Here is a 23118-nt window from a genome sequence, read left to right on the forward strand (position 1 = left end):
TTAGGCCGCCTCTTTTGCTAGATTCATAAACAATATCGACACTTGCGCACCAACCACTTCTTCGCCCTGCATGCGGTTCCGGATTTCAATTCTTGCAGCATGGTCATCAATGATTTTCTTGACCACCGCCAAACCCAATCCCGTACCTTTGCTCTTTGTAGTGACATAAGGTTCAAATGCTCTTGCCAATATCTTAGCTGGAAATCCAATACCACTATCACTTATTGTTAATCGCACAGCGTTTTGAACTACGCCATTGTGCTCACCATACGGCACTAACTCCGTTTTAACCTCTACAGGACTGCTGGGACGGGGCCCTTCTAGCGTGGCATCTTGGGCATTTTGTAATAAGTTATGAATAACTTGTCTTAGCTGCGTAGGGTCGCCCATGATTTCTGGACAATTTGGATCTAACCGTGTTTTCAAGGGGCTACCCTCGTAAAGACCCAAAATTTCTGTAGTCAGGGTATTAATCGAGACTGGTTTTAGTTGCGGCGTTGGCGTCTTGGCAAAATCTCTAAAATCATTAACCATTTCTTTCATGGCCTGCACCTGTCCAATAATGGTTTCAGTGCTGCGATTGATCATTTCTTCTTGTTCTGGGCTCAATTTGCCTGCAAGTTTATGTTGCAATCTTTCGGCTGAGAGCTGAATTGGGGTTAAAGGGTTCTTAATTTCATGCGCAAGGCGTCTTGCTACTTCACTCCACGCAATCGATCTTTGCGCGCTCACCACGTCGGTAATGTCGTCAAAGACCACCATACGCAAATCACCGGTAAGCTCCGTGCCGCGCACAAATAAAGTAACGCCCAGTTCATTTTCAAATTCATTTGTACTGTGCAATTGAATTTGTTTTTGCCACACCGGCGCATTGTTTTGTGTAGATTTTTGCTCGCCCTCTCCAACTACTGCGAGCTTCATAGTTGCAAAGCCCTCTCTAATAGCCGCCTCAAATTCCTGCAAAGCAGGATTGCTACTAAGGGGTTTGCCATCAAGGTGAGTAAGGTCTTGCTTAAAGATTCTGTCTGCACCTGCATTGCTAGAAACAACGTTGTAATTTTTATCAAAAATACATACGCCCGCAGTAAGACTTCCCAATACACGCTCTAAGAATGCCTTGGACTCCTGTAGAGATGTACGCGTATCTGCCAACTGCCTGGTCATGACATTAAATTGCCGCGTAAGCATGCCAAGCTCATCGCCAGTATCAAGCTCTGGCTTGGGAGACAAATCGCCTTGTGCAACAGCCTGGGTGCCCCTTAAAAGCATCAACAGAGGTCGAGCGAGCTGTCTACCCAACATGAGAGCCAAAGTAATCGCTACAAATACCGCAAAGAAAAGAGTCAACGTTAATGTGCCGACAAACATCTTACGCAGACCGGTGCGCCCCAAAGACTTCTCTTGATATTCGCTGTATGCAGATTCAACTGCATAAATATTCTTAGCGAGCGGGACTGGAATATAGCGAACTAACTGCAAGAAATATTTATCTTCTGCATCTTTGCTGTTGTTAGACTTTTTACGAACAATTGGAACAATGGCTCTGACTCGATAGCCCCGCTGTCCACCATCCATCTCCACTTGATCCAGAAAGGTAAGCCCTTTCTTCCTGAACGCTTCTGCAACTACATCAGCACTAGGGGCAGGGAAATATTTTTTTGGCTTTACCTCGCTCGTAAAGATCAAATTACGCTGGATGTTAAAGAGGCTAACCTCCTGAATACCAAATTGATTGCGAATTTTCATAACAGTGACGGCAACCTGCTCAGACGTTGTGCCCGAAGGGATTTGCACAATCTGTTCAGCTATGAAGTTTCCCTCACCCAAAATTTCTTCTTGGGCCACTCGTAATGTAACGCGCCCCAACTCCAAGCCGGAGTTAAGCGCCGTTTCTACCTTTACGTCAAACCAAGACTCAATACTGCGAGACACGAACTGCAAAGAAACCCCATACAAAATTAAACCAGGGACAATGCCAACCAAAGCAAAAATCATGGCCAACTTTGCAATCAATCGAGTGCCAAAGTGCCCTCGATACCATCGCACGGCAATTACAGCCACCAAAATCAAGATAACTAAAGTTAGGCAAATTCCAATCACCACATTAGCGGCGTATAGCCAAATAAAGTAGTTATCAAAAAATTCTGTGTTGGATGAGGCAATGGCCAATAGAACCAAAAGCAGTAAGGCAAAGGCGCCAATAATTCCAATCGTGACCGGAATTATTTTTTTGCTCCAAGCTTTAGATGTAAAAAAGCCTGGGTCTAGCATGGCCGCTATCGATCTCATCGCTTAATTAGATTGGGACCGGTCGAAGAGAATGGAAAACGATACCAATCGCTTGATACATTCCAATCGCGATTGTTCAGCGCGTTTACCTGGAATGGTTTTGGTAGCTTACTAAGATCCAAACTCATGCGCATGCTAGCTGTATATAATTTGCTGGGATCTAACTGAGAGCCTTCCATCACCCTCCACCCACCAATACTACCTACCGCTTGCAATGCTTCAGACATCGTTTTGGCAGAAAAGGTAAAGCCTTCTGAGGCAATTCGATACTGCTGTGTCAGCGGCTGATAAGACAAGCGTGTTTGCCTTTGTACTAGTGCGGGTTTTTCATCAAACCAATACCAACGCGATCTTATTAAATCAAACTCTGTTTGGAAATATAAAACCACGCCTTTTTGAACGGCATCCTCTAATCCTGGGGATAGCTCAATCTGAAAAGAAGCATTAAGAAGCCAGTCGTTATCCGCCTTCTCTAACTCAAAGGATTTAAGCTTGATGCCTTCTGCATTAACGGTTGTTGAAAAAATACCCAACACCATCAAGAACAAAAAGAGGAATTGTTTAACGCTTCGGCTCATAGCCTATTTTTTCTTAAACAAAGCATAGTAAAAACCATCATTTAACTCTCCAGGCAAAAGCTGGCCTGGAGCGCCTAATCGTACTGCATCGGGATATTGCTCAGCAAACCAAATTGCCTGCTCCTCCCCTTCTTCGGGAAATATTGAGCAAGTGACGTATAAGAGATCGCCTCCAGCTTTGAGCATTTTCCATGCTTGCTGCAAAATCGCTCGCTGCCTTTCTTGAAGAGCCCTGATGTCTGCTTCGCGCCTAAGGAACGGAATGTCGGGATGGCGAGAGACTATTCCAGACGCTGAACAGGGGGCATCCAGCAGAATTTTGTCAAAAAGAACACCATCCCACCACGCACCTTTTGAAGCATCCCCACGTAAAACCTGCACCTTTTCAGAGTGCAAACGCAAGCGATCTAAGTTCCCACCAATTTTCCCGATTCGCTCTCCATCTAACTCTAGGGCCCTCATTGAACAATCTGCAAGCTCCAATAGATGCGCTGTTTTTCCGCCAGGAGCGGCGCAAGCATCAAGCACCAAGTCTCCCTCCTGAGGGTTTAATAAGACAGCAGCTACTTGCGCGCCTGCGTCCTGAACAGATAAGGCGCCGCTATAAAAACCAGGTAGGTCAGACACGGGTACTGCTTCAGGCAATAAGAGAGCGGAATTTAATTGAATGCCTGCCAGCTCATCTATTGGCTTAGATGAAATTCCATTCTCAGACAATAGAGTTTGGTATTGCTCACGCGTGTATTGCTTTTGGTTAACGCGCAAAATTAATGGCGCACGCTTGGCCTGTTGAAACAAAATGGATTGCCACGCCTTGGAATAATTACGCTTAAGATTTGCTCGCCACCATGCGGGTACGTACATTGGAATTGGATCGGGTGGAAAGCGTTTCTCACCCTCTGGCGGCTGAACCAATAGACTTACCTTACGCAGAACTGCATTCACCAAACCTTTGGCATACATAGTAGGGTCATATTCACCGCATGCCTTTACTGACTGATCAACGATCGTGTGGGCCGGATAGCCTTTACCCTCAGTTGTATCTTGTAAAAATAAAGCAATTGCAACGCTCAATAGATGATCAACTTCAGGAGGGGGCGTCTTTGGGATAAATTGCTTAATCAATTCATGTGAGCGCACCCATTTACGAAGAGCATCGAATGTCAAACTCTGGACAATCGGCCTCTCGTGAGCCTCTAATTGGTCCAAAACTTCCGTAAGCGATCTTCCGCTCATCACCTCGCTAATCGCTTGTGCAGCAATCGTGATTGCTTCAGAAAGCGGGAGACTGCGTGGTGTTTTTTGATCAGTCAAATTAATTTGCTCCGGGATAAGTCCCGTTTTTGGCCATACTCATTAAGCGTGCAACACGCTCTTCAGTAGGCGGGTGAGTAGAAAAAAGTTGCGCAAGACCGCTGCCACTTAAAGGATTAAGAATCATCATCTGCGCTGTTTCAGGATGTTGTTCAACGGCTTGAAACGGGATGCCTTGCGCATAGTTATGAATCTTCTCTAATGCGTGCGCAAGCGCTTCGGGATCAGAGCTAATTTCTGCACCACCTCGATCAGCCTCATACTCCCTTGCACGCGAAATACTCATTTGAATCAAGCTTGCGGCTATCGGTGCCAAAATTGCCACCATCAAGCTAGCAATTGGATTGTTGGGACGCCCCTCTGAGTCGCGTCCGCCAAAGAACATAGCAAAATTGGCCAATGCCGAAATGGCTCCGGCCATAGTAGCGGCAATAGTCGAAATCAAAATATCACGATGACGAACATGCGCCAACTCATGCGCCATTACGCCACGCAATTCACGATTAGAGAGAATTTTCAGGATGCCTGTGGTTGCGGCAACAGAAGCATTGTCTGGGTTGCGACCAGTTGCAAAGGCATTAGGAGCGTCCTCGTCAATCAAGAATACTTTGGGCATTGGCAGGCCAGCCTTTTCCGATAACTCTTTAACTAGGCCATAAAACTGGGGCGCTGATCTTTCGTCAACCTGCTGCGCATTGGTCATTTTCAAGACCATGGTGTCAGAAAACCAATAGCTAAAAAAGTTCATACCAACAGCCATGAGCAATGCTAGCAACATGCCCTGCTCACCACCTAACATTCCGCCAACCACAATAAATAGAGCAGTAATTGCCGCCATCAAAACTGCAGTCTTTGCAAAATTAAACATTTCTACTCCTTTGCTTCAAAGCGCAACAATTTTTCACCACTGCCTATCGACTGCAGGCATGTTTTGGCGTCTATTTTTTTTCCACCAGGTTTTTGCATTTCAAAAACCTCGAGAACACCTTCACCACACTGAATATATACGCTATCACCGCTAACCCCCAGGACATCGCCTGCATTACCGGATGAGCCTACATCTTGATTTTCTGCAACCCCGGAATTCCAAAACTTTATTGCAGTCCCATTGCAATTGCTGCTTGCCCCTGGAAAGGGATTAAAGGCCCGAATACGTAGATCAATTTCTTTGGCGCTCAGCGTCCAATCAATCTCAGCCTCGCTCTTCAGTATTTTTTCTGCATAAGTAATACCGTTTGTTTCTTGTGGCACTCGGGTTAATTTTTTGCCTTGCTGTAACTCATTTAAAACATCAACAATGAGCTTAGAGCCGAGGTGCGCTAATCGATCATGCAAGCTTGCACTATTTTCATCTTTAGCAATTTCAAGTTCTGCAACTAAAACGGTATCCCCAGTATCTAAGCCAGCGTCCATTTGCATAATGCAAACACCCGTTTTTGAGTCGCCTGATTCAATGGCTCGCTGAATTGGTGCGGCGCCTCGCCAACGAGGAAGCAATGATGCGTGAATATTAAAGCTACCGTGTCTGCCGGCCCTCTCGCTAATGTCCAAAATTTCTTGAGGCAAGATCAAGCCGTAAGCAACTACTACCATAGCGTCAAACTCGATGGAGGATAGACGCTCATAAGCAGCCTGTGCCTGAGCTTGTTTTTGCGGATCGCTGCTGTTACGCCTCAATGTTTCTGGCTGTAACACCGGAATGCTATTTTGTAAGGCAAACTCTTTAACAGGGCTAGCTTGCAAGTGCATACCTCTGCCAGCTCGACGATCAGGCTGCGTTAAGGCCAATACAACTTCATGACCAGCATCAAAGATAGCGCGCATTGCTTGCGCAGCAAACTCAGGAGTTCCAGCAAAGACAATCTTCATTGGTGCGCTTAGCGCTGACTCTCTAACTCTTTAGCGCGCTTCTTCATTTTTTGTGAGATACGAGTGCGCTTGAGGATTGATAGGTACTCAACAAATACTTTTCCCTGCAAATGATCTAACTCATGCTGCAGACAAACGGCTAACAAACCATCGGCGTCAATCTCAAATTCTTTGCCGTTAACATCCAAGGCTTTCACTCGGATCTCTGCAGGCCTTTCTACTTCATCATAAAACTCGGGAACGGATAAACAGCCTTCGCGCCAGGATTTAGTTTCAGTGCTTGCCCAAATAATTTCTGGGTTGATGAAAACCATCAATTCATTTTGTTCGTCAGATACATCAATCACCACAATGCGCTCATGAACATCTACCTGGGTTGCTGCTAGCCCAACGCCAGGTGCTTCATACATAGTCTCTGCCATGTCGGCAACAATTTTCTGAATACGCGTATCAACCTGCGCAACAGGTTTGGCAACCTTATGCAAGCGGGGGTCTGGATAACAAAGGACGGTTAATAAAGCCATATAAGAATTATCCAACAGAGCTATCAGTCTGTCCTGATTGATCTAATTTCCCCACAAGACAAAATTGTTTTATGCAAATACCACCTACGCCAAAACCCATTACCCAAATCGATCGTGGAAGCCCTCAATACCCACTCCGCCTCCAGGATTTATACGACCCACCAGCCTCACTCTATATATATGGCGATATTGGCCTTTTAAAAATGCCAATGATTGCCATCGTAGGCTCTAGAAGCGCCAGCCTAGAGGGTCTGAAAAATGCCCGCCTGTTTGCTCAAGCGCTCTCAAAAACAGGTGTGATGATCGTTTCTGGCCTTGCAAAAGGCATTGATAGTGCTGCCCACCTAGCCACTATTGAGAACGGGCCCAACCACTACACCGCAGCCATACTGGGCACGGGCTTGGATGTTGTTTACCCACGCCAAAACTTTGCCCTATTCAAGGCCATTAGTCAGCAGGGCCTTTTGATATCAGAATTTCCCCTGGGGGTGGGGCCAAAACCCTGGCATTTTCCCAGGCGCAATCGCATCATTGCTGCGCTTGCGGCGGGTGTGGTGGTGGTAGAGGCAGCAGAAAAATCGGGGTCCTTAATCACTGCTCGCTTAGCGGCAGATCTTGGCAGGGAGGTATTTGCGCTTCCAGGGCCTATCCATAGCGTCAATTCTGCTGGCTGCCATCTGCTTATTCAGCAAGGGGCAAAGCTAGCCTTTAGGCCTAGCGATGTTCTTGAGGAGCTTTGTTTTTAAGCAAAAACTGCATTTAAATGGCCTAAAAGAGGGTTTTATGCCGAAAAATCGTGATATCAACCTGCCCAAAAATAGCAAAAAATAGGGGTTTTTGGACTTTTCTTAATTTATCGGTTAATAATAAAAAAGGGGTAAGTCGTTGGTCAGGCCTGATTTTGGTTTAAATTGGCCATCCGTTTTATCCAAAAAAAACATCATTTCTAGCTCAAATTTAGGCAAAACGCGTGGCAACTAAAGCAACTACCAAAAAAAGCAGCTCAAAGACTACCGCCGGGGATCACCCCAAGACGCTCATCATTGCAGAGAAGCCTTCTGTAGCCAATGACATTGCCAAGGCTTTGGGCGGATTTACGAAATATGAAGATTATTTTGAGAGCGATGAATTCCTAATCTCTTCTGCGGTGGGTCATTTATTAGAAATTGCCGCCCCTGAAGAGTTTGATGTAAAGCGCGGCAAATGGTCGTTTGCTAATTTGCCTGTAGTGCCCCCTTATTTTGATTTGCGTCCAATCGCAAAAACTGAGTCGCGCCTCAAGGTCTTACAAAAACTTATTAAGCGTAAAGATGTTACCGGCCTCATTAATGCCTGCGACGCGGGGCGTGAGGGTGAGTTAATTTTCCGCTTAATTGCGCAACATGCAAAAGCATCGCAATCTATTAAACGCCTATGGCTGCAATCAATGACGCCAGCAGCAATTCGCGAAGGCTTTACGAGCTTGCGCTCCGATGAAGACATGAAGCCACTTGCTGATGCTGCACGTTGCCGGTCAGAGGCAGACTGGTTGGTCGGCATCAATGGTACGCGTGCCATGACGGCTTTTAATAGCAAGAGCGGCGGCTTCTTCTTAACGACAGTGGGCCGCGTACAAACTCCAACACTTTCTATTGTGGTGGAACGTGAAGAGCTGATTCGTAAGTTTGTCTCTAAAGATTATTGGGAAGTAAAAGCTGAATTTATCGCTGCTGCCGGTATCTACGAAGGCCGCTGGTTTGACCCCAAATTTAAAAAAGATGTTACCGAACCCGACGCACGTGAGAACCGATTGTGGAGCGAGGCAGCAGCGCAAAGCATTGTGGCTGCATGTCGCGGCAAAAAAGCAAACGTCACCGAAGAAGCTAAGCCCGCCACACAGCTTGCTCCTCAGTTATTTGATTTAACAAGCTTGCAGCGCGAGGCAAATGCTCGCTTTGGCTTCTCTGCAAAAAATACATTAGGTCTTGCGCAAGCTTTATATGAGCGTCATAAAGTATTAACTTATCCGCGTACCGATGCAAAAGCACTGCCGGAAGACTACCTCGATACCGTCAAGCAAACCATGGAGAATCTTGCCGAGAATTCGCAAGACTATCGTGCTTTTGCTAAGCAAATTCTTAAAGGCGATCCAAAAGATCCAAAAGCTAAAACAGGCTATGGCTGGGTCAAACCAAACAAACGAATTTTTGATAACTCTAAAATTTCTGATCACTTTGCGATCATTCCAACATTAGAAACGCCGAAAACCTTAAGTGAGCCTGAAGCAAAGCTGTATGACTTGGTTGTACGTCGCTTTTTAGCGGTGTTTTATCCTGCCGCAGAATTTCGTGTCACAACGCGTATTGGCGAGGTTTCTGGACACCACTTCAAAACTGAAGGCCGAGTCCTTGTAAACCCTGGTTGGTTAACCGTATACGGCAAATCCAATCAAGCAGATGATGAGCTAGTCCCAGTTCAAGAGGGCGAGTTAGTACAAGCCGAATCTATTGTCGCCGTGCCTTTAAAAACTAAGCCTCCTGCACGCTATACGGAAGCAACCTTGCTCTCTGCGATGGAGAGTGCCGGAAAATGGGTTGATGACGATGAGATGCGCGAAGCTATGGCTGAAAAAGGCTTGGGCACACCTGCAACACGTGCTGCAATCATCGAAGGTCTGCTTGCTGAAAAATACATGGTGCGCGAAGCCCGTGAGTTGATTCCAACTGCAAAAGCATTTCAGTTGATGACATTATTGCGAGGCCTTGATGTTGAAGAATTAACGCGTCCCGACCTAACCGGTAGTTGGGAGAATAAGTTGTCACTCATCGAGCAGGGCAAGATGAATCGCGACACCTTCATGCAAGAGATTGCGCAAATGACTCAGCGCATCGTCAAGCGTGCCAAAGAATACGATAGCGATACTATTCCCGGCGACTACGCCACAATGACCACGCCATGCCCACACTGCAAGGGCCCAGTTAAAGAGAACTATCGCCGCTTTGCTTGTGAAAAGTGTGGCTTTACCATCAGCAAGACCCCTGGCGGACGTGCCTTTGAATATCCCGAGGTTGAAGAGTTATTGCGTGAAAAAACCATTGGACCCTTACAAGGATTCCGTAGCAAAATGGGGCGCCCATTCGCTGCCATTATTAAGTTAAGCGAAATCCCGGAGGACGATAAAGATTATCCGAATGCTGGGTTTAAGCTTGAGTTTGATTTTGGCAATACACAAGATGACGAAACGGAAGCTGTTGATTTCACAGGACGTCTGGCATTGGGTGTTTGTCCAAAGTGCTCTGGTGCAGTGTATGAAGATGGTATGCGCTATGTTTGCGAAAACAATACTGGCCCTAGTAAATCATGTGATTTCAAAACTGGAAAAGTTGTTTTACAGCAAGAGGTTTCAGCAGAGCAGGTTCAAAAGTTATTGAAAGAAGGTAAAACAGATCTTCTAACCAACTTTAAGTCAAACCGTACTGGGCGTGGCTTTAAGGCCTATTTAGCCTTAGATTCTGCTGGAAAAATTGGTTTTGAATTTGAAGCCAAAGCCCCTAAAGCTGAAGGTGCGGCCCCCGCAAAGAAACGTGCTGGCGCTAGCGCAGCGACCAAGTCTGCAGCAAAGCCAAAGCGCGCAAGCAAAGCAAAATCATCCTCTAGCAGTTGAGCTGCAATCAGCTTTGCCGCTAGAGCGGACCACAAAATTCCTCGCGACCCCAGGGCTGTGGCTAAAAATATTCCTGGGCGCTGAGTAAGTGCACCAATGATTGGTAAACGATCTCCGGCAACACAGCGAACGCCAACAAACTCTCCAGCCTTTGTTAGTGAGCGAAGATTGCCTTCTGGATAATTCAATAAACTCCTCGCTTGATCGCGATTGAAATCATCACTCGCCTCTCTTGGGGCAAGATCATCCTCACCTTCATCAAAGCTTGAGCCAACAATCCATTGATAGCTAACGTCATCAAGCCGTTCAGCAGGCAGGCAATACCCATCACCGGAGATGCCAACTTTGGGTAGCTTTTCAATCCAAGGGCTACCTTCTGAATCTTCTTTGATCTTAAAAATACTCAGTTGGCCGCGGACCGGCCTTAAGGGCAAACGAATACCGATAGTGCCCATTAAGGCTTTGGCCTCCATGGCGCAAGCCACCACAACCTTATTTGCAGTAGCGATCATTTGGCCTGAAGCGTTGAGTAAATGCCATCGATTGCCGTGAGTCTCTAGACGCTCAACTCGCGTACTCCACAGACAGGTTAGACGCTCATGATCTTGTAACAAGCGCTTGCTTGCTTCAGGCAAATTTAAGCCGGCGCCGCGCGGCAACCAAACTCCGCTTTGCTTAATTCCACAAACTTTTACTGCCTCTTGAGCGTCCATAGCAATAGCCATGTCCTGATCAAGCCCCAATGAACGAAGATGATTAGTTACTTCTGCATGATCGAAAGCTTTGTCTTTTTTGGTCGGCTGAAAGATTCCATGCTGTTGCCAAACATCTTGCCAGCGCGCTTCGGCTAGTAGAAATGCAATGCGCGTTAAACGCAATAAGCGGGGTGCGCCTTTGCCGATATGGGGATGCGCAATAGCGTATGCATGGCTTGAGCAGGCGGTAGCTGGAGAAGAGGCGGCATCAATAATGCAAACATCTTTGCCGCGCTCGAGTAATTCATTTGTGATGGCTGCACCACAAATGCCTGCCCCAATCACCACTATGTCATGGTGTTGGGGTTCGGTCATTGAATAAATCTAGATAAAACGTTGGTTGCTACAAAAGGCTTTAATGGCTTATGCATTCAAGCGTTGTTCAATCTTGGAACGAGTTTCTTTCATCTCTTTTGGCAAGCGATCACCAAGGTGTTCGAACAATTCTGTATGCAACTTAAGCTCATTCTTCCAATCATCAATTCCAACAGTGATGGCTTTAGTAAACTTTTCTGCAGAATAGTCGAGACCACCCCAATGCATATCGCTGTACTCTGGGGTAATACCAAACGGAGTTTCTTTGCCGCTTGCCTTACCTTCTGCGCGACCCAAAATCCAAGAAAGCACGCGCATGTTTTCACCGAAACCAGGCCATACGAATTTGCCGTTCTCATCTTTGCGGAACCAGTTCACACAGTAGATCTTCGGCAATACTGCGCCTTCGGCCTCAAGCTTTTTACCAATGTTAAGCCAATGCTGGAAGTAGTCGCTCATGTTGTAACCAGCAAATGCAATCATTGCAAATGGGTCACGACGTACAACGCCAATTTGTCCTGTAATCGCTGCAGTAGTTTCTGAACCCAATGTTGCGGCCATGTAAACGCCTTCAACCCAATCGCGCGCCTCGCTAACCAAAGGCACGGTATTTGAACGGCGACCGCCAAACAAGAATGCATCGATTGGAACGCCTGCAGGATCATCCCAGTTCGGATCAACCGCTGGGTTGTTAGTTGCAGCAACTGTAAAGCGTGAGTTTGGATGTGCAGCCTTACGACCAGCGGCTCCATCAGCAGGAGTCCAGTCTTTGCCTTGCCAATCAATCAAATGTGCTGGAGGCGTTTCAGTCAAGCCTTCCCACCAAACATCACCATCATCAGTTAAACCAACGTTAGTGAAAATTACATCTTGATTGAGAGAGTCAATACAGTTTTGGTTTGTTTGACGGTTTGTTCCAGGAGCTACGCCAAAGTAACCAGACTCTGGGTTGATTGCAAACAAACGGGTTTTACCTGTAACGGGATCTTTGCGTGGCTTGATCCATGCAATGTCATCACCAATGGTGGTTACTTTCCAACCTTCAAATCCTGCTGGAGGAATCATCATGGAGAAGTTTGTTTTGCCACATGCAGATGGGAATGCAGCTGCGATGTGATATTTCTTGCCCTCGGGTGAAGTAACGCCCAAGATCAACATATGCTCAGCCAACCAGCCCTGCTCGCGACCCATATTGGATGCGATACGCAATGCAAAACATTTTTTACCCAACAATGCGTTGCCGCCGTAGCCTGAACCAAAAGACCAAATCTCGCGGGTTTCTGGGTAGTGAACAATATATTTGTTCTTATTGTTAGGCCACGCAACATCTTTTTCGCCAGCAGCTAAAGGCTTACCAACCGTGTGAATACAAGGAACAAACTCGCCATCAGCACCAAGCTGATCAATCACCGCTTTACCCATACGAGTCATGAGGCGCATATTGATAGCAACGTAAGGACTGTCAGACAATTCAACGCCAATGTGAGCGATTGGTGAGCCAATTGGACCCATTGAAAACGGCACGACATACATTGTTCTACCGCGCATGCAACCATCGAACAATGGGTTCAATGTTGCACGCATTTCGCTTGGCTCAACCCAGTTGTTTGTTGGGCCAGCATCTTCTTTCTTTGCCGAACAAATAAATGTGCGATCTTCAACACGCGCTACATCCTCAGGATCAGATAGCGCTAAAAATGAATTTTTACGTTTAGCAGAGTTAAGACGCTTAAATACGCCCGCTTTAACCAACAACTCGCATAGCTCGTCGTACTCGGCTTGCGAACCATCACACCAGTGAATAGCATCTGGCTTGGTAAGGGTGGCCACTTCGCCAACCCACTCAATTAAACGCTTATTTTTTACGTAAGCTGGCGCATTTACATTAATCTGGCCGCCGGTAGTTGAAGTCATATGTTTCCCTATAAAGATTGAATTTTTTAATCCAATAATTTTATCATTTTGGGTGATTTTTTACCCCCGGAACCTGCACAACCCAAACCCTTTACTTACCAATACAGAATTGGCTGAAGATTTTGCCTAAAAGATCGTCTGGAAGGAGTTTTCCGGTAATTTCACCGAGGTGTTTTTGAGCCAAAGAGAGCTCTTCTGCGAATAATTCAAGTGAATTGTTGCCATTTGCTGCAAATTGCTCTGATTTTTCAATGTGCTCGGCTGCTCGCTCAATACAGTCTAGATGCCTTCTGCGAGCCAAAATTGCACCCTCCTGAGGTCCGGCCCAGCCCACAAGCTCCAAAATCCTTCGCTTTAATTCCTCAACTCCAGCCCCGGTTTTAGCTGAAATGAATAAAGCCTCCTCTTTTGCTTTTTTTGACGACTCCTGCAGCAAATCTACCTTATTAATAACCTCGAGTACTGCGCATTTTGGGGGTAATTGTTTCAAAATCTGGTTTTTTAGGTCATCTTGTTGCGCGCCCGCCCGAGAATCAGTCAAAAAAATCACTAAATCCGCCAAACGAATTGCATCCCAAGACCTCTCTATGCCCTTTGCCTCTACAACATCCGTTGTATCGCGCAAGCCCGCCGTATCAATAATGTGCATAGGTACACCTTCGATGGTGATGCTTTCTTTAACGCGATCTCGGGTTGTTCCCGCAATAGGAGTGACGATAGCCACATCCTCACCGGCCAAACGATTCAGTAAGGAGCTTTTTCCAACATTAGGCGCCCCAGCAAGCACAAGCTGTATACCATCGCGCAAAATTTTTCCCTGCTTAGCGCCTGCGCGCAAGGCCTGTAATTTTTCTTTGACCGCAGTTAGGCGCTGACGTGCTTGCGCGTTTTCTAGAAATTCGATTTCTTCTTCGGGGAAGTCTAGGGTTGACTCAACCAGTATCCTAAGTTGGGTGATTTCTTCGACCAAATTATTGATGTCATCAGAAAAGGCGCCCTGTAAAGAACGCGCCGCGCCGCGCACAGCAGCCTCGCTTTGTGCATCAATTAAATCGGCAATTGCCTCTGCCTGAGTTAAGTCAATCTTGTTGTTTAGATAAGCGCGCAGGGTAAATTCGCCTGGCTCTGCAATAACTAACCCCTCATCTTTGCCTAGCTCGAGGCAACGTTTCATCACCAACTCAAGAAGCTGGGGGCCGCCATGACACTGAAGCTCCAAAATATCTTCGCCCGTAAAAGAGGCTGGACCAACAAAATAAATTGCAATGAGTTGATCAATGGCTTGACCATGTTCATCAGATAAGGTTAAAAGATTCGCCTGTCTCGGGGAAAGATTTTTTTGAAAGAGGGCGCTTGCAAGGCCTCTCAAACTTTGTCCGCTAATACGAACGATGCCAACGCCAGCCTTGCCAGGTGCGGTAGCGACAGCAATGATTGGCAATTTTCTCGTCATCATTGCTGTCTATTTATTACAAGCTTTTATGCGGCACGCAAATTACTTGGCGGGCTTTTTTCCAAACATCTGATTAATCTGCCACTGTTGCGCAATAGACAGAAGGTTATTAGTAACCCAATATAAAACCAAGCCAGCAGGAAAGAAAAAGAACATGATTGAAAAGACAATCGGCATGTACATCATTACTTTTGCCTGAATTGGATCTGGAGGCGTTGGGTTTAGTTTAGTTTGTACAAACATTGAGACGGCCATAATGACTGGCAGAATATAGTACGGATCAGGGACTGAGAGGTCATGAATCCACAAAATCCATGGTGCACCACGCATCTCAACCGATGACAACAAAACCCAATATAGCGAAATAAACACCGGAATCTGAATCACAACCGGTAAGCACCCACCCAACGGGTTTATCTTTTCTTTGCGATACATCTCCATCATGGCTTGATTGAGCTTTTGTGGTTCGCCCTTGTACTGCTCCTTCATGGCTGCCAAGCGTGGCTGCACTTCCTTCATGCGAGCCATTGATTTGTAGCTAGCAGCGGATAGGGGGAAGAAAACCAATTTGATTAAGATGGTCAACAAAATAATAGACCAACCCCAGTTGCCAGCAATATTGTGAATGTGCTCTAGTAACCAAAAAATAGGTTTGGCAAGAATAGTTAAATAGCCATAGTCTTTAAGCAGCTCAAGTCCAGGGGCTATGGTTTCCAACATGCGCTCTTCTTGTGGGCCAACAAATAACTGCGCATTGGCAATTAATGTAGTTCCCGTTGGAATTGAGCCTAACTGTGTCTGCATTCCAACTCGGTACAAATCACTATCGATTCTTCCTGAGTAGATGTCTCGCGGTAATTTGTCATCCGGAATCCATGCACTAGCGAAGTAGTGTTGAACCATAGCAATCCAGCCAGGCTGTCCAGCCGATATCTGTGCGGGTGCAGTAAATTTATTTTTCTCTATATCTGTAAATGGGATCTTTTTAAACTTATCCCCATCGGTATAAATTGCTGGACCAGTAAAAGTGCTTGCAGAAAAAGCGCCTCCAAAAGGTCCAATTTTTTGCTCCTGGGAGCCATCTCGCACAATCTCTGTATACAAACTCAGTGGGGCGCCATTTGCCGCCACCTGTGTAACCCGATGTCCAACATAAACATCGTAACTTTGGGGATTAAGGAGAAATGTTTTTTCTAATTTCACACCGTTGCGCTCGGCGGAAAGAACCAAAAACGGCCTACCAGATCCATCTTTACCTGAGCGATCAAGCTTAAATGTGCTGGTATGGTTTGGCAAATCCGCATTGCCAACAGCCACCAAACCTGAACGAGCTACATAGGTGTGGGTGGGTGTGTGTTGAAAAATTTCTACAGGTTTTTGATCTGCGGTTAGTTCTTTTAATAATTTCGCACCAACAACGTTTGCGCCCGCAGAGCTGATCTCCAATGAAAGAAGGTCGTTTGACAAAACAAATTTTTCAGCACTCTCATTTGTTATTGCTTTAGAGTTGGGCGCCTGAGCAATGGGTGTGCCTGCTATTGCCGCAGGGGTGTCAACCTTAGGTGGGGTCGCTTTATCGTTTGATGAAGCAACAACGGCTGGAGCCCCACCAAACAAGGATGGCTTGCCCTCATGAACCTGCCAATTGTTGTAGAGCATGAGACCCGACATCGAGAATACTGCCCAAAGAATTGTTTTTTTAAAGTCCATTTACATTCACTTAAGTTGGTGTTTTGTATCTTTTACAGCAGGATCATAACCGCCGTGTGACCATGGGTTACAGCGCAAAATGCGCCACACCATCAGCCTAAAGCTTTTAATGAATCCGTAGTGACTAAAGCAGTCACAGGCATATTGCGAACAACTGGGTACGTATTTGCAGTGCATCCCCAAATAAGGGCTTAAGGCTAGTTGATATATCTTTACCAGCCTTATTGCCGCATTATTTAAGGCGCGCACCTTAAATTAGCTCCGAAATTTGAGAGCGCAAAATTTCTTTTTCTTTTTTTCTGAGTCTGCCTCGAGTCTCACGGCCAATTGGTTTTTTAAGCTTAACCACAACATCTTTACTTAATGTGTTGGCTTGAGCCGTCCAAACCAACTCACGGATCATCCGCTTTAGTCGATTTCGATCAACCGCTCTTTTGGCTAACTTCTTTGCTACTGCAACACCCAGGTCAGGCTTAACGCCCTCTTGCGTGGAGGCAACATACATACCCCAATACAAACTTGTCTTGGGGCGTGCTTTTAGTAATTCAGAAATCCTTGCGCTATTCAATGGCTAAATTAAACAGCCAAACGCTTGCGGCCTTTTGCGCGACGTGCATTTAAAACTGCGCGTCCACTCTTGGTTTTCATACGAATACGGAAACCGTGTGTGCGTTTACGACGGGTTACTGAGGGTTGGTAAGTTCTTTTCATGTTCGATCCCTGGAAAACCAAGTATTTTCCTTGTTGCAGAGCAAAAGGTCAATCCATCTTGATGAATATGTAGGTGTTTTTCTCTATTTTTTGTTGATTTTCTCTTAAATCGTTAATTTAAATAGAGTTTTTTACATTATTCACAACTTATCCACAGCTTTTCCACGTTTTTGTTGCTTGTGGATAACTTTGGAGCATCGCTACAATGGATCCTCCAAAAATATGAGCAACTTACACAATCCCCCCGCCTTGAATTCAATTAGCCCACTGGGGTTTTGGGATGATGCCATCGGCATTCTATCCCGCGAACTGTCACCCCAACAGTTTAAAACATGGATTCAGCCCCTTACGCTATTGTCTTTTATTGAAAGTGATGACTTACTAACAATAGGGGCCCCCAATCGCTTTAAGTTAGATTGGACCAAAAAAACGTTTGCTGATCGTTTCCAAGAGTTGGCCTCCCAGTACTTTGGACGCCCCATTAATGTCGGTTTTACTCTGGCTGTTGAGGGTGGGGCTACGAGCCCAACACCTCCCGCAGATGTGGTTGAGCCTCTACAAAAAATGGTTTCGGTCGAGTCTGTAGAGCCCAACATCTCGGTTGAAGAAAACGCCTTTGAGATTGAAGACCACTCCAAACTCAACCCAAACCTTACTTTTGATACCTTTGTAACTGGTAAAGCCAACCAATTAGCTAGGGCGGCATCGATTCAGGTGGCGCACAACCCCGGCACATCCTATAACCCCATGTTTTTGTATGGGGGTGTTGGATTAGGCAAAACACATTTGATTCACGCCATTGGCAATCACCTCTTAAAAGAAAAGCCAAACGCCCGAATTCGCTATATTCATGCCGAACAATATGTTTCTGACGTAGTTAGGGCATATCAACAAAAGGCTTTTGACCGCTTTAAGCGCTACTACCACTCACTAGATTTGTTATTAATTGACGATATTCAGTTCTTTAGCGGCAAATCTAGAACTCAAGAAGAGTTTTTCTACGCCTTTGAGGCGCTACTAAGCAACAAAGCCCAGGTCATCATCACTAGCGATACCTATCCTAAAGAGATGGCGGGAATTGATGATCGTCTCATTTCACGCTTTGACTCCGGATTAACTGTTGCAATTGAGCCGCCTGAGCTGGAGATGCGTGTGGCTATTTTGATGAAAAAAGCTATTAGTGAGGGGATCCCCATGAGCGAGGATGTCGCATTCTTTGTGGCCAAGCACCTGCGTTCAAACGTTCGCGAGCTAGAGGGGGCCTTGAGAAAGATTTTGGCTTTTGTGCGTTTTCATGGTCGTGAGGTAACGATTGATGTTGCCAGGACAGCCCTAAAAGATTTGCTATCTATACAAAATCGGCAGATTTCGGTAGATAACATTCAAAAAGCGGTTGCTGATTTTTACAGCATCAAGGTGGCAGATATGTACTCTAAAAAGCGTCCAGCAAACATTGCCAGGCCACGCCAGATCGCCATGTTTATGGCCAAGGAGCTCACACAAAAGAGCCTTCCTGAGATCGGTGAGTTGTTTGGCGGAAGAGACCACACAACGGTTTTACATGCTGTTCGTAAGATTGCGGATGAGCGAGCTCACGATGGACAACTGAATCATGAAATTCACGTGATCGAGCAAACCTTAAAAGCGTAAATTTTGCCTGTGGATAAGCTTGTGGACAACCCTAGGGATAAGTTTGGGGATTAGATGTGGATAAATTGTGGAAAGACTCGGCTTCATGCAAAAATAGGGTGTTGATGAAAAGTTATCCCCTTTTTATGCAGCGCTTATACAAAAGTTTTCCACAGGTTTTTTAGTCTTCAATGCGTTGTTTTATAAGGGGTTTTTGACTTATCCACGGAATTTCAGACCCTTATTACTATTACTACTAAGATATATACAAGGATTTAAAAGCAATGCAACTCGTTAACACTTCTCGCGATAGCCTACTAAAACCGCTTCAGGTTGTAAGTGGAATTGTTGAACGTAGACATACACTGCCAATTTTGGCAAACCTACTATTTAAAAAAGTTGGAGAGAAGGTTTCATTCATCTCCACTGATATTGAAATTCAAATAACAACCAATGCCAATTTTGGTGTAGGTACCGAAGATGTCACAACTACTGTTGCTGCAAGAAAATTATTAGATATCTTGCGTGCTTTACCAGAGGGTCCAGTATCTTTAAATCTTAAAGATAACAAGATGGTTGTTCAAAGCGGTAAGAGCCGCTTCTCTTTGCAAACATTGTCGGCGACTGAGTTTCCCGTGATGCAGAGTGTTGGCGAGGTTACTGCTGCCTGGAAGATGTCACAAAAAAGTTTCCGTCAATTAATTAGCCAAGTACATTTTTCAATGGCTCAGCAAGATATCCGTTATTACTTAAACGGCATGCTGTTGGTGATTGAAGGTAAAGAGGTAGTTGCTGTAGCAACTGATGGTCATCGCCTTGCTTACTCACAAGTTGAGTTGGCTGAAGCGCCGTCTGGCGCTGGCCAAAAACAAGAAATTATTATTCCTCGCAAAACGATTCTGGAGTGTCAACATTTACTCGAAGACTCTGAGGAGCCTTTAGAGATTAGTTTGACTGCAAATCAAGTGAAATTTACATTTGGTGATATCGAATTAATCTCAAAATTAGTAGAAGGTAAATTTCCAGACTTCCAACGGGTAATTCCTAAAGGGCAAAAAAATTCGCTAGTGGTTGGGCGCGACGCGCTGCAATCTGCACTTCAACGTGCTGCCATTTTGACGACAGACAAATTTAAGGGCGTACGTTTTTCTTTATCTCCTAATCGCATCACAATTCAATCAACCAATGCTGAGCAAGAAGAGGCACAGGAAGAGATTGAAACTGAATATGCGGGTGACTCTGTAGAGATTGGATTTAACGTTAGTTATTTATTAGATGTTTTATCAAATCTTAAGAATGAAAAAATTCAAATTAGTTTGGGTGATGCAAATAGCAGTGCTGTAATTACTCTGCCTGGCTCAGAGAGCTTTAAGTATGTTGTGATGCCAATGCGTATTTAACTTAGAAAAAAATGACTGAAGAAAAAAAAGTAGTAGAGCAGTACGGCGCTTCATCGATTCAAATCCTAGAGGGTCTCGAGGCTGTTCGTAAACGCCCAGGCATGTACATCGGAGATACCTCTGATGGAACTGGTTTACATCATCTTGTTTTTGAGGTTTTGGATAACTCGATTGATGAAGCGTTAGCTGGATATTGTTCTGAGATTACGGTGGTTATTCAAACCGATAACTCCATTTCTATTGTTGATAACGGCCGTGGTGTTCCTACAGGCATTAAATACGACGATAAGCATGAGCCAAAACGTAGTGCCGCTGAAATCGTAATGACCGAGTTGCATGCTGGTGGTAAGTTTGACCAAAATAGCTATAAAGTTTCTGGTGGTCTTCATGGTGTTGGTGTTAGCTGCGTAAATGCGCTATCCAAATGGTTAAAGCTAACTATTCGACGTGATGGCAAGGCCCATTACATGGAATTTGCGCGCGGCGTTATTCAAAATCGGAACATAGTGGATGAAGACGGTGTGTTGGTTTCACCAATTAGCGTTACTGGTGATACAGAGCTCTCGGGAACAGAGGTTCACTTCTTAGCTGATGAGACAATTTTTGGAAACGTAGAGTTCCATTATGAAATCTTAGTAAAACGTATTCGTGAACTTTCATTTTTAAATAATGGCGTTCATATCAAACTTATTGATCAGCGCACCGGTCAAGAAGAAGATTTTGCCTTCTCTGGTGGTGTTAAAGGGTTTGTTGAGTACATCAACCAAACTAAAAACGTACTACACCCGAATATTTTTTATGCTGAAGGCGTTCGCCCGTCTGATCTTGGTGGGCAAATTACTGCAGAAGTGTCTATGCAGTGGAACGATAGCTTTAGCGAACAAGTTCTTTGTTTCACAAACAACATTCCTCAGCGTGATGGTGGCACACACTTAACTGGTTTGCGCGCAGCAATGACACGTGTCATTAATAAATACATTGATGAGAATGAAGTTGCTAAAAAGGCAAAGGTAGAAATCTCTGGTGATGATATGCGCGAGGGTTTAGCCTGTGTTTTATCTGTTAAGGTCCCCGAACCAAAATTCTCAAGTCAAACCAAAGATAAATTAGTTTCCAGTGAAGTTCGTGGCCCAGTAGAAGAAATTGTTGCAGAAGCTTTGAGTGCTTACTTACAAGAGCGTCCAGCCGATGCCAAAATTTTGTGCGGCAAGATTGTTGATGCAGCACGTGCTCGTGAAGCAGCGCGCAAAGCCCGCGACATGACAAGACGCAAAGGCGTGCTGGATGGCCTTGGATTGCCTGGCAAACTAGCCGACTGCCAAGAAAAAGACCCAACCAAATCTGAACTCTTTATTGTTGAGGGCGATTCCGCGGGCGGCTCTGCCAAACAGGGACGTGATCGTCGCTTTCAAGCCATTCTCCCTTTAAAGGGAAAAATTCTGAACGTAGAAAAAGCGCGTTTTGACAAAATGCTGGCAAGCCAAGAGGTGGTTACCTTAATCACCGTCCTTGGAACGGGTATCGGCATCGAAGAATATAAGGCGGACAAACTTCGCTATCACCGCATCATTATCATGACCGACGCGGACGTAGATGGCAGTCACATTCGTACATTGTTGTTAACATTCTTCTATAGACAGATGCCAGAGCTGATTGAGCGTGGCCACATCTATATCGCTCAACCACCACTTTACAAAGTGAAGTTTGGTAAAAACGAACAGTACATCAAAGACGACAACGAGTTAAATCAGTTGTTGTTAAAGATTGCACTAGAAGCAGCATCCCTTCAAACGCCATCCGGCGAGGTTGTTGAAGGTGAAGCCCTTAATGAGTTGGCTAAGCACTATCAAGTAATTCAATCAATTGTTGATCGCTTGTCGCGCACTATTGACGAAGATGCTCTGCGGGCAATTGCCTCTGGCACACCACTGAACCTAGATACAGAAAAATCAGCAAACGAATCTGCTGACCGACTAAGACAGGCGCTTGCAGACTCTTTAAACCCTTTGGCTTTGCCGCCAGAAATCATTGTGCAAAAAGAAGATCGCACCGAGCGCTTCCGTTTGTTGCTGTCCCGCCGAATTCATGGAAATCTAAAGCTTTCTTCTATCAACTCAGATTTTGTTCATGGCGATGACTATCAAAGTCTTGCAAATGCCGCAGCTGTTTTATCCGGCAAAGTGGTTGCAGGCTCTAAAGTGCGCCGTGGAGACCCAGATAAAAACCAAAAAGAGCAAACCATTGGGGACTTTAGGGCTGCCTTTGCGTGGTTGTTGTCCGAGGCAGAGCGTGTATTAAGTCGTCAGCGCTACAAAGGTCTTGGCGAGATGAACCCATCACAACTGTGGGAAACCACCATGGACGCAAGTTCCAGAACGCTGTTGCAGGTAAAGATCGAAGATGCTATTGCTGCAGACCAGGTCTTTACAACCCTAATGGGAGATGAGGTTGAGCCTCGTCGTGCGTTTATTGAAAAAAATGCACTCATTGCACGTAACCTAGACGTTTAATTTATGGCCTCCAAAAAATTGAAACCCCCCAAGGTTGACCGATCCTCTATTGTTGTAAAGACATCGCCCATTCATGGGAAGGGTGTTTTTGTTGCCAAGCCCATCAAAAAAGGCCAAGCAATTATTGAATACAAAGGCGAGCGCATTAGTTGGAAGCTAGCTGAGAAGCGCCATCCACACGATCCTAAAGACCCTAATCACACCTTCTATTTTTCACTGGAAGATGGTCGCGTAATCGATGCCAAATACGGTGGCAATGCCGCGCGCTGGATTAACCATTCTTGTAAGCCAAGTTGCGAAACTCGCGAAGACAGCTTTGATGAAGAGCCAAGAGTCTTTGTCTACGCAAAGCGTGCTCTCAAGGTCGGAGAAGAATTGTTCTATGACTACTCGCTCGACATTGAGGGGAAAGTTACGAAGCAAATGAAAAAAGATTACGAATGTCGTTGTGGTGCAAAAAAATGTCGTAGCACCATGCTTGCAACCAAAGATAAGTAAAAACAA

The 23118-nt window shown here is 45.4% G+C and carries 18 protein-coding genes and 1 pseudogene; 6 read left to right on the forward strand and 13 right to left on the reverse strand.

What is annotated here, in order from left to right:
- Genes ICN36_RS01835 through def form a run of 6 tightly spaced genes read right to left on the reverse strand, consistent with a single transcriptional unit; the run spans position 1 to position 6574 of the window.
- The gene (locus ICN36_RS01835) at positions 1-2289 is read right to left on the reverse strand and encodes an ATP-binding protein (protein ID WP_216226745.1); all 2289 of its coding nucleotides are present in this window, start codon (positions 2287-2289) and stop codon (positions 1-3) included.
- A complete protein-coding gene (locus ICN36_RS01840; RefSeq protein ID WP_255531192.1) occupies positions 2286-2867 on the reverse strand; it encodes a DUF4390 domain-containing protein in 582 nt (193 codons plus the stop codon). Before ICN36_RS01840 ends, ICN36_RS01835 begins: the two co-directional genes overlap by 4 nt.
- 3 nt (positions 2868-2870) lie before the next feature.
- A complete protein-coding gene (rsmB, locus tag ICN36_RS01845) occupies positions 2871-4181 on the reverse strand; it encodes a 16S rRNA (cytosine(967)-C(5))-methyltransferase RsmB (RefSeq protein ID WP_216226746.1) in 1311 nt (436 codons plus the stop codon).
- Position 4182: 1 nt separating this feature from the next.
- Positions 4183-5049 (reverse strand): zinc metalloprotease HtpX, encoded by an 867-nt coding sequence (gene htpX / locus ICN36_RS01850; RefSeq protein WP_216226747.1) that lies wholly within the window; start codon positions 5047-5049, stop codon positions 4183-4185.
- 2 nt (positions 5050-5051) lie between these two features.
- Positions 5052-6050 (reverse strand): methionyl-tRNA formyltransferase, encoded by a 999-nt coding sequence (gene fmt / locus ICN36_RS01855; protein ID WP_216226748.1) that lies wholly within the window; start codon positions 6048-6050, stop codon positions 5052-5054.
- An 8-nt stretch (positions 6051-6058) separates the two neighbouring features.
- The gene (gene def / locus ICN36_RS01860) at positions 6059-6574 is read right to left on the reverse strand and encodes a peptide deformylase (RefSeq protein ID WP_216226749.1); all 516 of its coding nucleotides are present in this window, start codon (positions 6572-6574) and stop codon (positions 6059-6061) included.
- 71 nt (positions 6575-6645) lie between these two features.
- Here def and dprA point away from each other — a divergent pair, with 71 nt between their 5' ends.
- Positions 6646-7320: a DNA-processing protein DprA gene (dprA, locus tag ICN36_RS01865; RefSeq protein WP_216226750.1), complete on the forward strand. Its 675-nt coding sequence runs from the start codon at positions 6646-6648 to the stop codon at positions 7318-7320.
- A gap of 224 nt (positions 7321-7544) precedes the next feature.
- Positions 7545-10217 carry a DNA topoisomerase III gene (locus ICN36_RS01870; protein WP_370623376.1) on the forward strand — a complete coding sequence of 891 codons (2673 nt, stop codon included), beginning with the start codon at positions 7545-7547 and terminating at the stop codon, positions 10215-10217.
- On the opposite strand, the pseudogene mnmC reads toward ICN36_RS01870, so the two are convergent.
- The 7 genes and pseudogenes from mnmC to rpmH form a co-directional block, all read right to left on the reverse strand.
- Positions 10190-11287 (reverse strand): annotated as a pseudogene (gene mnmC / locus ICN36_RS11995) (FAD-dependent 5-carboxymethylaminomethyl-2-thiouridine(34) oxidoreductase MnmC); the annotation flags it as partial. The gene ICN36_RS01870 and the pseudogene mnmC sit on opposite strands and share 28 nt — an antisense overlap.
- Positions 11288-11335: 48 nt before the next feature.
- Positions 11336-13201: a phosphoenolpyruvate carboxykinase (GTP) gene (locus tag ICN36_RS01875; RefSeq protein ID WP_216226751.1), complete on the reverse strand. Its 1866-nt coding sequence runs from the start codon at positions 13199-13201 to the stop codon at positions 11336-11338.
- 91 nt (positions 13202-13292) lie between these two features.
- Complete coding sequence (mnmE, locus tag ICN36_RS01880; RefSeq protein WP_216226866.1) at positions 13293-14654, reverse strand: tRNA uridine-5-carboxymethylaminomethyl(34) synthesis GTPase MnmE; 1362 nt, start codon at positions 14652-14654, stop codon at positions 13293-13295.
- A 42-nt stretch (positions 14655-14696) separates the two neighbouring features.
- A complete protein-coding gene (yidC, locus tag ICN36_RS01885) occupies positions 14697-16364 on the reverse strand; it encodes a membrane protein insertase YidC (RefSeq protein WP_216226752.1) in 1668 nt (555 codons plus the stop codon).
- Between the two features lie 6 nt (positions 16365-16370).
- The gene (gene yidD / locus ICN36_RS01890) at positions 16371-16613 is read right to left on the reverse strand and encodes a membrane protein insertion efficiency factor YidD (RefSeq protein WP_216226753.1); all 243 of its coding nucleotides are present in this window, start codon (positions 16611-16613) and stop codon (positions 16371-16373) included.
- A 1-nt stretch (position 16614) separates the two neighbouring features.
- Complete coding sequence (gene rnpA, locus ICN36_RS01895) at positions 16615-16932, reverse strand: ribonuclease P protein component (RefSeq protein ID WP_255531193.1); 318 nt, start codon at positions 16930-16932, stop codon at positions 16615-16617.
- Positions 16933-16940: 8 nt separating this feature from the next.
- Positions 16941-17075 (reverse strand): 50S ribosomal protein L34, encoded by a 135-nt coding sequence (rpmH, locus tag ICN36_RS01900; RefSeq protein WP_011903922.1) that lies wholly within the window; start codon positions 17073-17075, stop codon positions 16941-16943.
- A 222-nt stretch (positions 17076-17297) separates the two neighbouring features.
- Between rpmH and dnaA the strand changes: the two genes are divergently transcribed.
- The 4 genes from dnaA to ICN36_RS01920 all read left to right on the forward strand — a co-directional run bounded on the left by dnaA (position 17298) and on the right by ICN36_RS01920 (position 23112).
- The gene (gene dnaA, locus ICN36_RS01905; protein ID WP_255531194.1) at positions 17298-18725 is read left to right on the forward strand and encodes a chromosomal replication initiator protein DnaA; all 1428 of its coding nucleotides are present in this window, start codon (positions 17298-17300) and stop codon (positions 18723-18725) included.
- A 263-nt stretch (positions 18726-18988) separates the two neighbouring features.
- A complete protein-coding gene (gene dnaN / locus ICN36_RS01910) occupies positions 18989-20104 on the forward strand; it encodes a DNA polymerase III subunit beta (protein ID WP_216226754.1) in 1116 nt (371 codons plus the stop codon).
- Positions 20105-20115: 11 nt separating this feature from the next.
- Positions 20116-22614 carry a DNA topoisomerase (ATP-hydrolyzing) subunit B gene (gyrB, locus tag ICN36_RS01915; RefSeq protein WP_216226755.1) on the forward strand — a complete coding sequence of 833 codons (2499 nt, stop codon included), beginning with the start codon at positions 20116-20118 and terminating at the stop codon, positions 22612-22614.
- Positions 22615-22617: 3 nt separating this feature from the next.
- The gene (locus ICN36_RS01920) at positions 22618-23112 is read left to right on the forward strand and encodes an SET domain-containing protein (RefSeq protein WP_216226756.1); all 495 of its coding nucleotides are present in this window, start codon (positions 22618-22620) and stop codon (positions 23110-23112) included.
- The last annotated feature ends 6 nt before the right edge of the window (positions 23113-23118 follow it).

Source organism: Polynucleobacter sp. UK-Gri1-W3, from assembly GCF_018881595.1.
In the GTDB taxonomy this organism is placed as follows: Bacteria; Pseudomonadota; Gammaproteobacteria; order Burkholderiales; family Burkholderiaceae; genus Polynucleobacter.

Coding starts and splice junctions, on each gene's coding strand:
- ICN36_RS01835 (WP_216226745.1), bottom strand. CDS start 2,289: ATGAGATCGATAGCGGCCATGCTAGACCCAGGCTTTTTTACATCTAAA.
- ICN36_RS01840 (WP_255531192.1), bottom strand. CDS start 2,867: ATGAGCCGAAGCGTTAAACAATTCCTCTTTTTGTTCTTGATGGTGTTG.
- htpX (WP_216226747.1), bottom strand. CDS start 5,049: ATGTTTAATTTTGCAAAGACTGCAGTTTTGATGGCGGCAATTACTGCT.
- fmt (WP_216226748.1), bottom strand. CDS start 6,050: ATGAAGATTGTCTTTGCTGGAACTCCTGAGTTTGCTGCGCAAGCAATG.
- def (WP_216226749.1), bottom strand. CDS start 6,574: ATGGCTTTATTAACCGTCCTTTGTTATCCAGACCCCCGCTTGCATAAG.
- dprA (WP_216226750.1), top strand. CDS start 6,646: ATGCAAATACCACCTACGCCAAAACCCATTACCCAAATCGATCGTGGA.
- ICN36_RS01875 (WP_216226751.1), bottom strand. CDS start 13,201: ATGACTTCAACTACCGGCGGCCAGATTAATGTAAATGCGCCAGCTTAC.
- mnmE (WP_216226866.1), bottom strand. CDS start 14,654: ATGACGAGAAAATTGCCAATCATTGCTGTCGCTACCGCACCTGGCAAG.
- yidC (WP_216226752.1), bottom strand. CDS start 16,364: ATGGACTTTAAAAAAACAATTCTTTGGGCAGTATTCTCGATGTCGGGT.
- rpmH (WP_011903922.1), bottom strand. CDS start 17,075: ATGAAAAGAACTTACCAACCCTCAGTAACCCGTCGTAAACGCACACAC.
- dnaA (WP_255531194.1), top strand. CDS start 17,298: ATGAGCAACTTACACAATCCCCCCGCCTTGAATTCAATTAGCCCACTG.
- dnaN (WP_216226754.1), top strand. CDS start 18,989: ATGCAACTCGTTAACACTTCTCGCGATAGCCTACTAAAACCGCTTCAG.
- gyrB (WP_216226755.1), top strand. CDS start 20,116: ATGACTGAAGAAAAAAAAGTAGTAGAGCAGTACGGCGCTTCATCGATT.
- ICN36_RS01920 (WP_216226756.1), top strand. CDS start 22,618: ATGGCCTCCAAAAAATTGAAACCCCCCAAGGTTGACCGATCCTCTATT.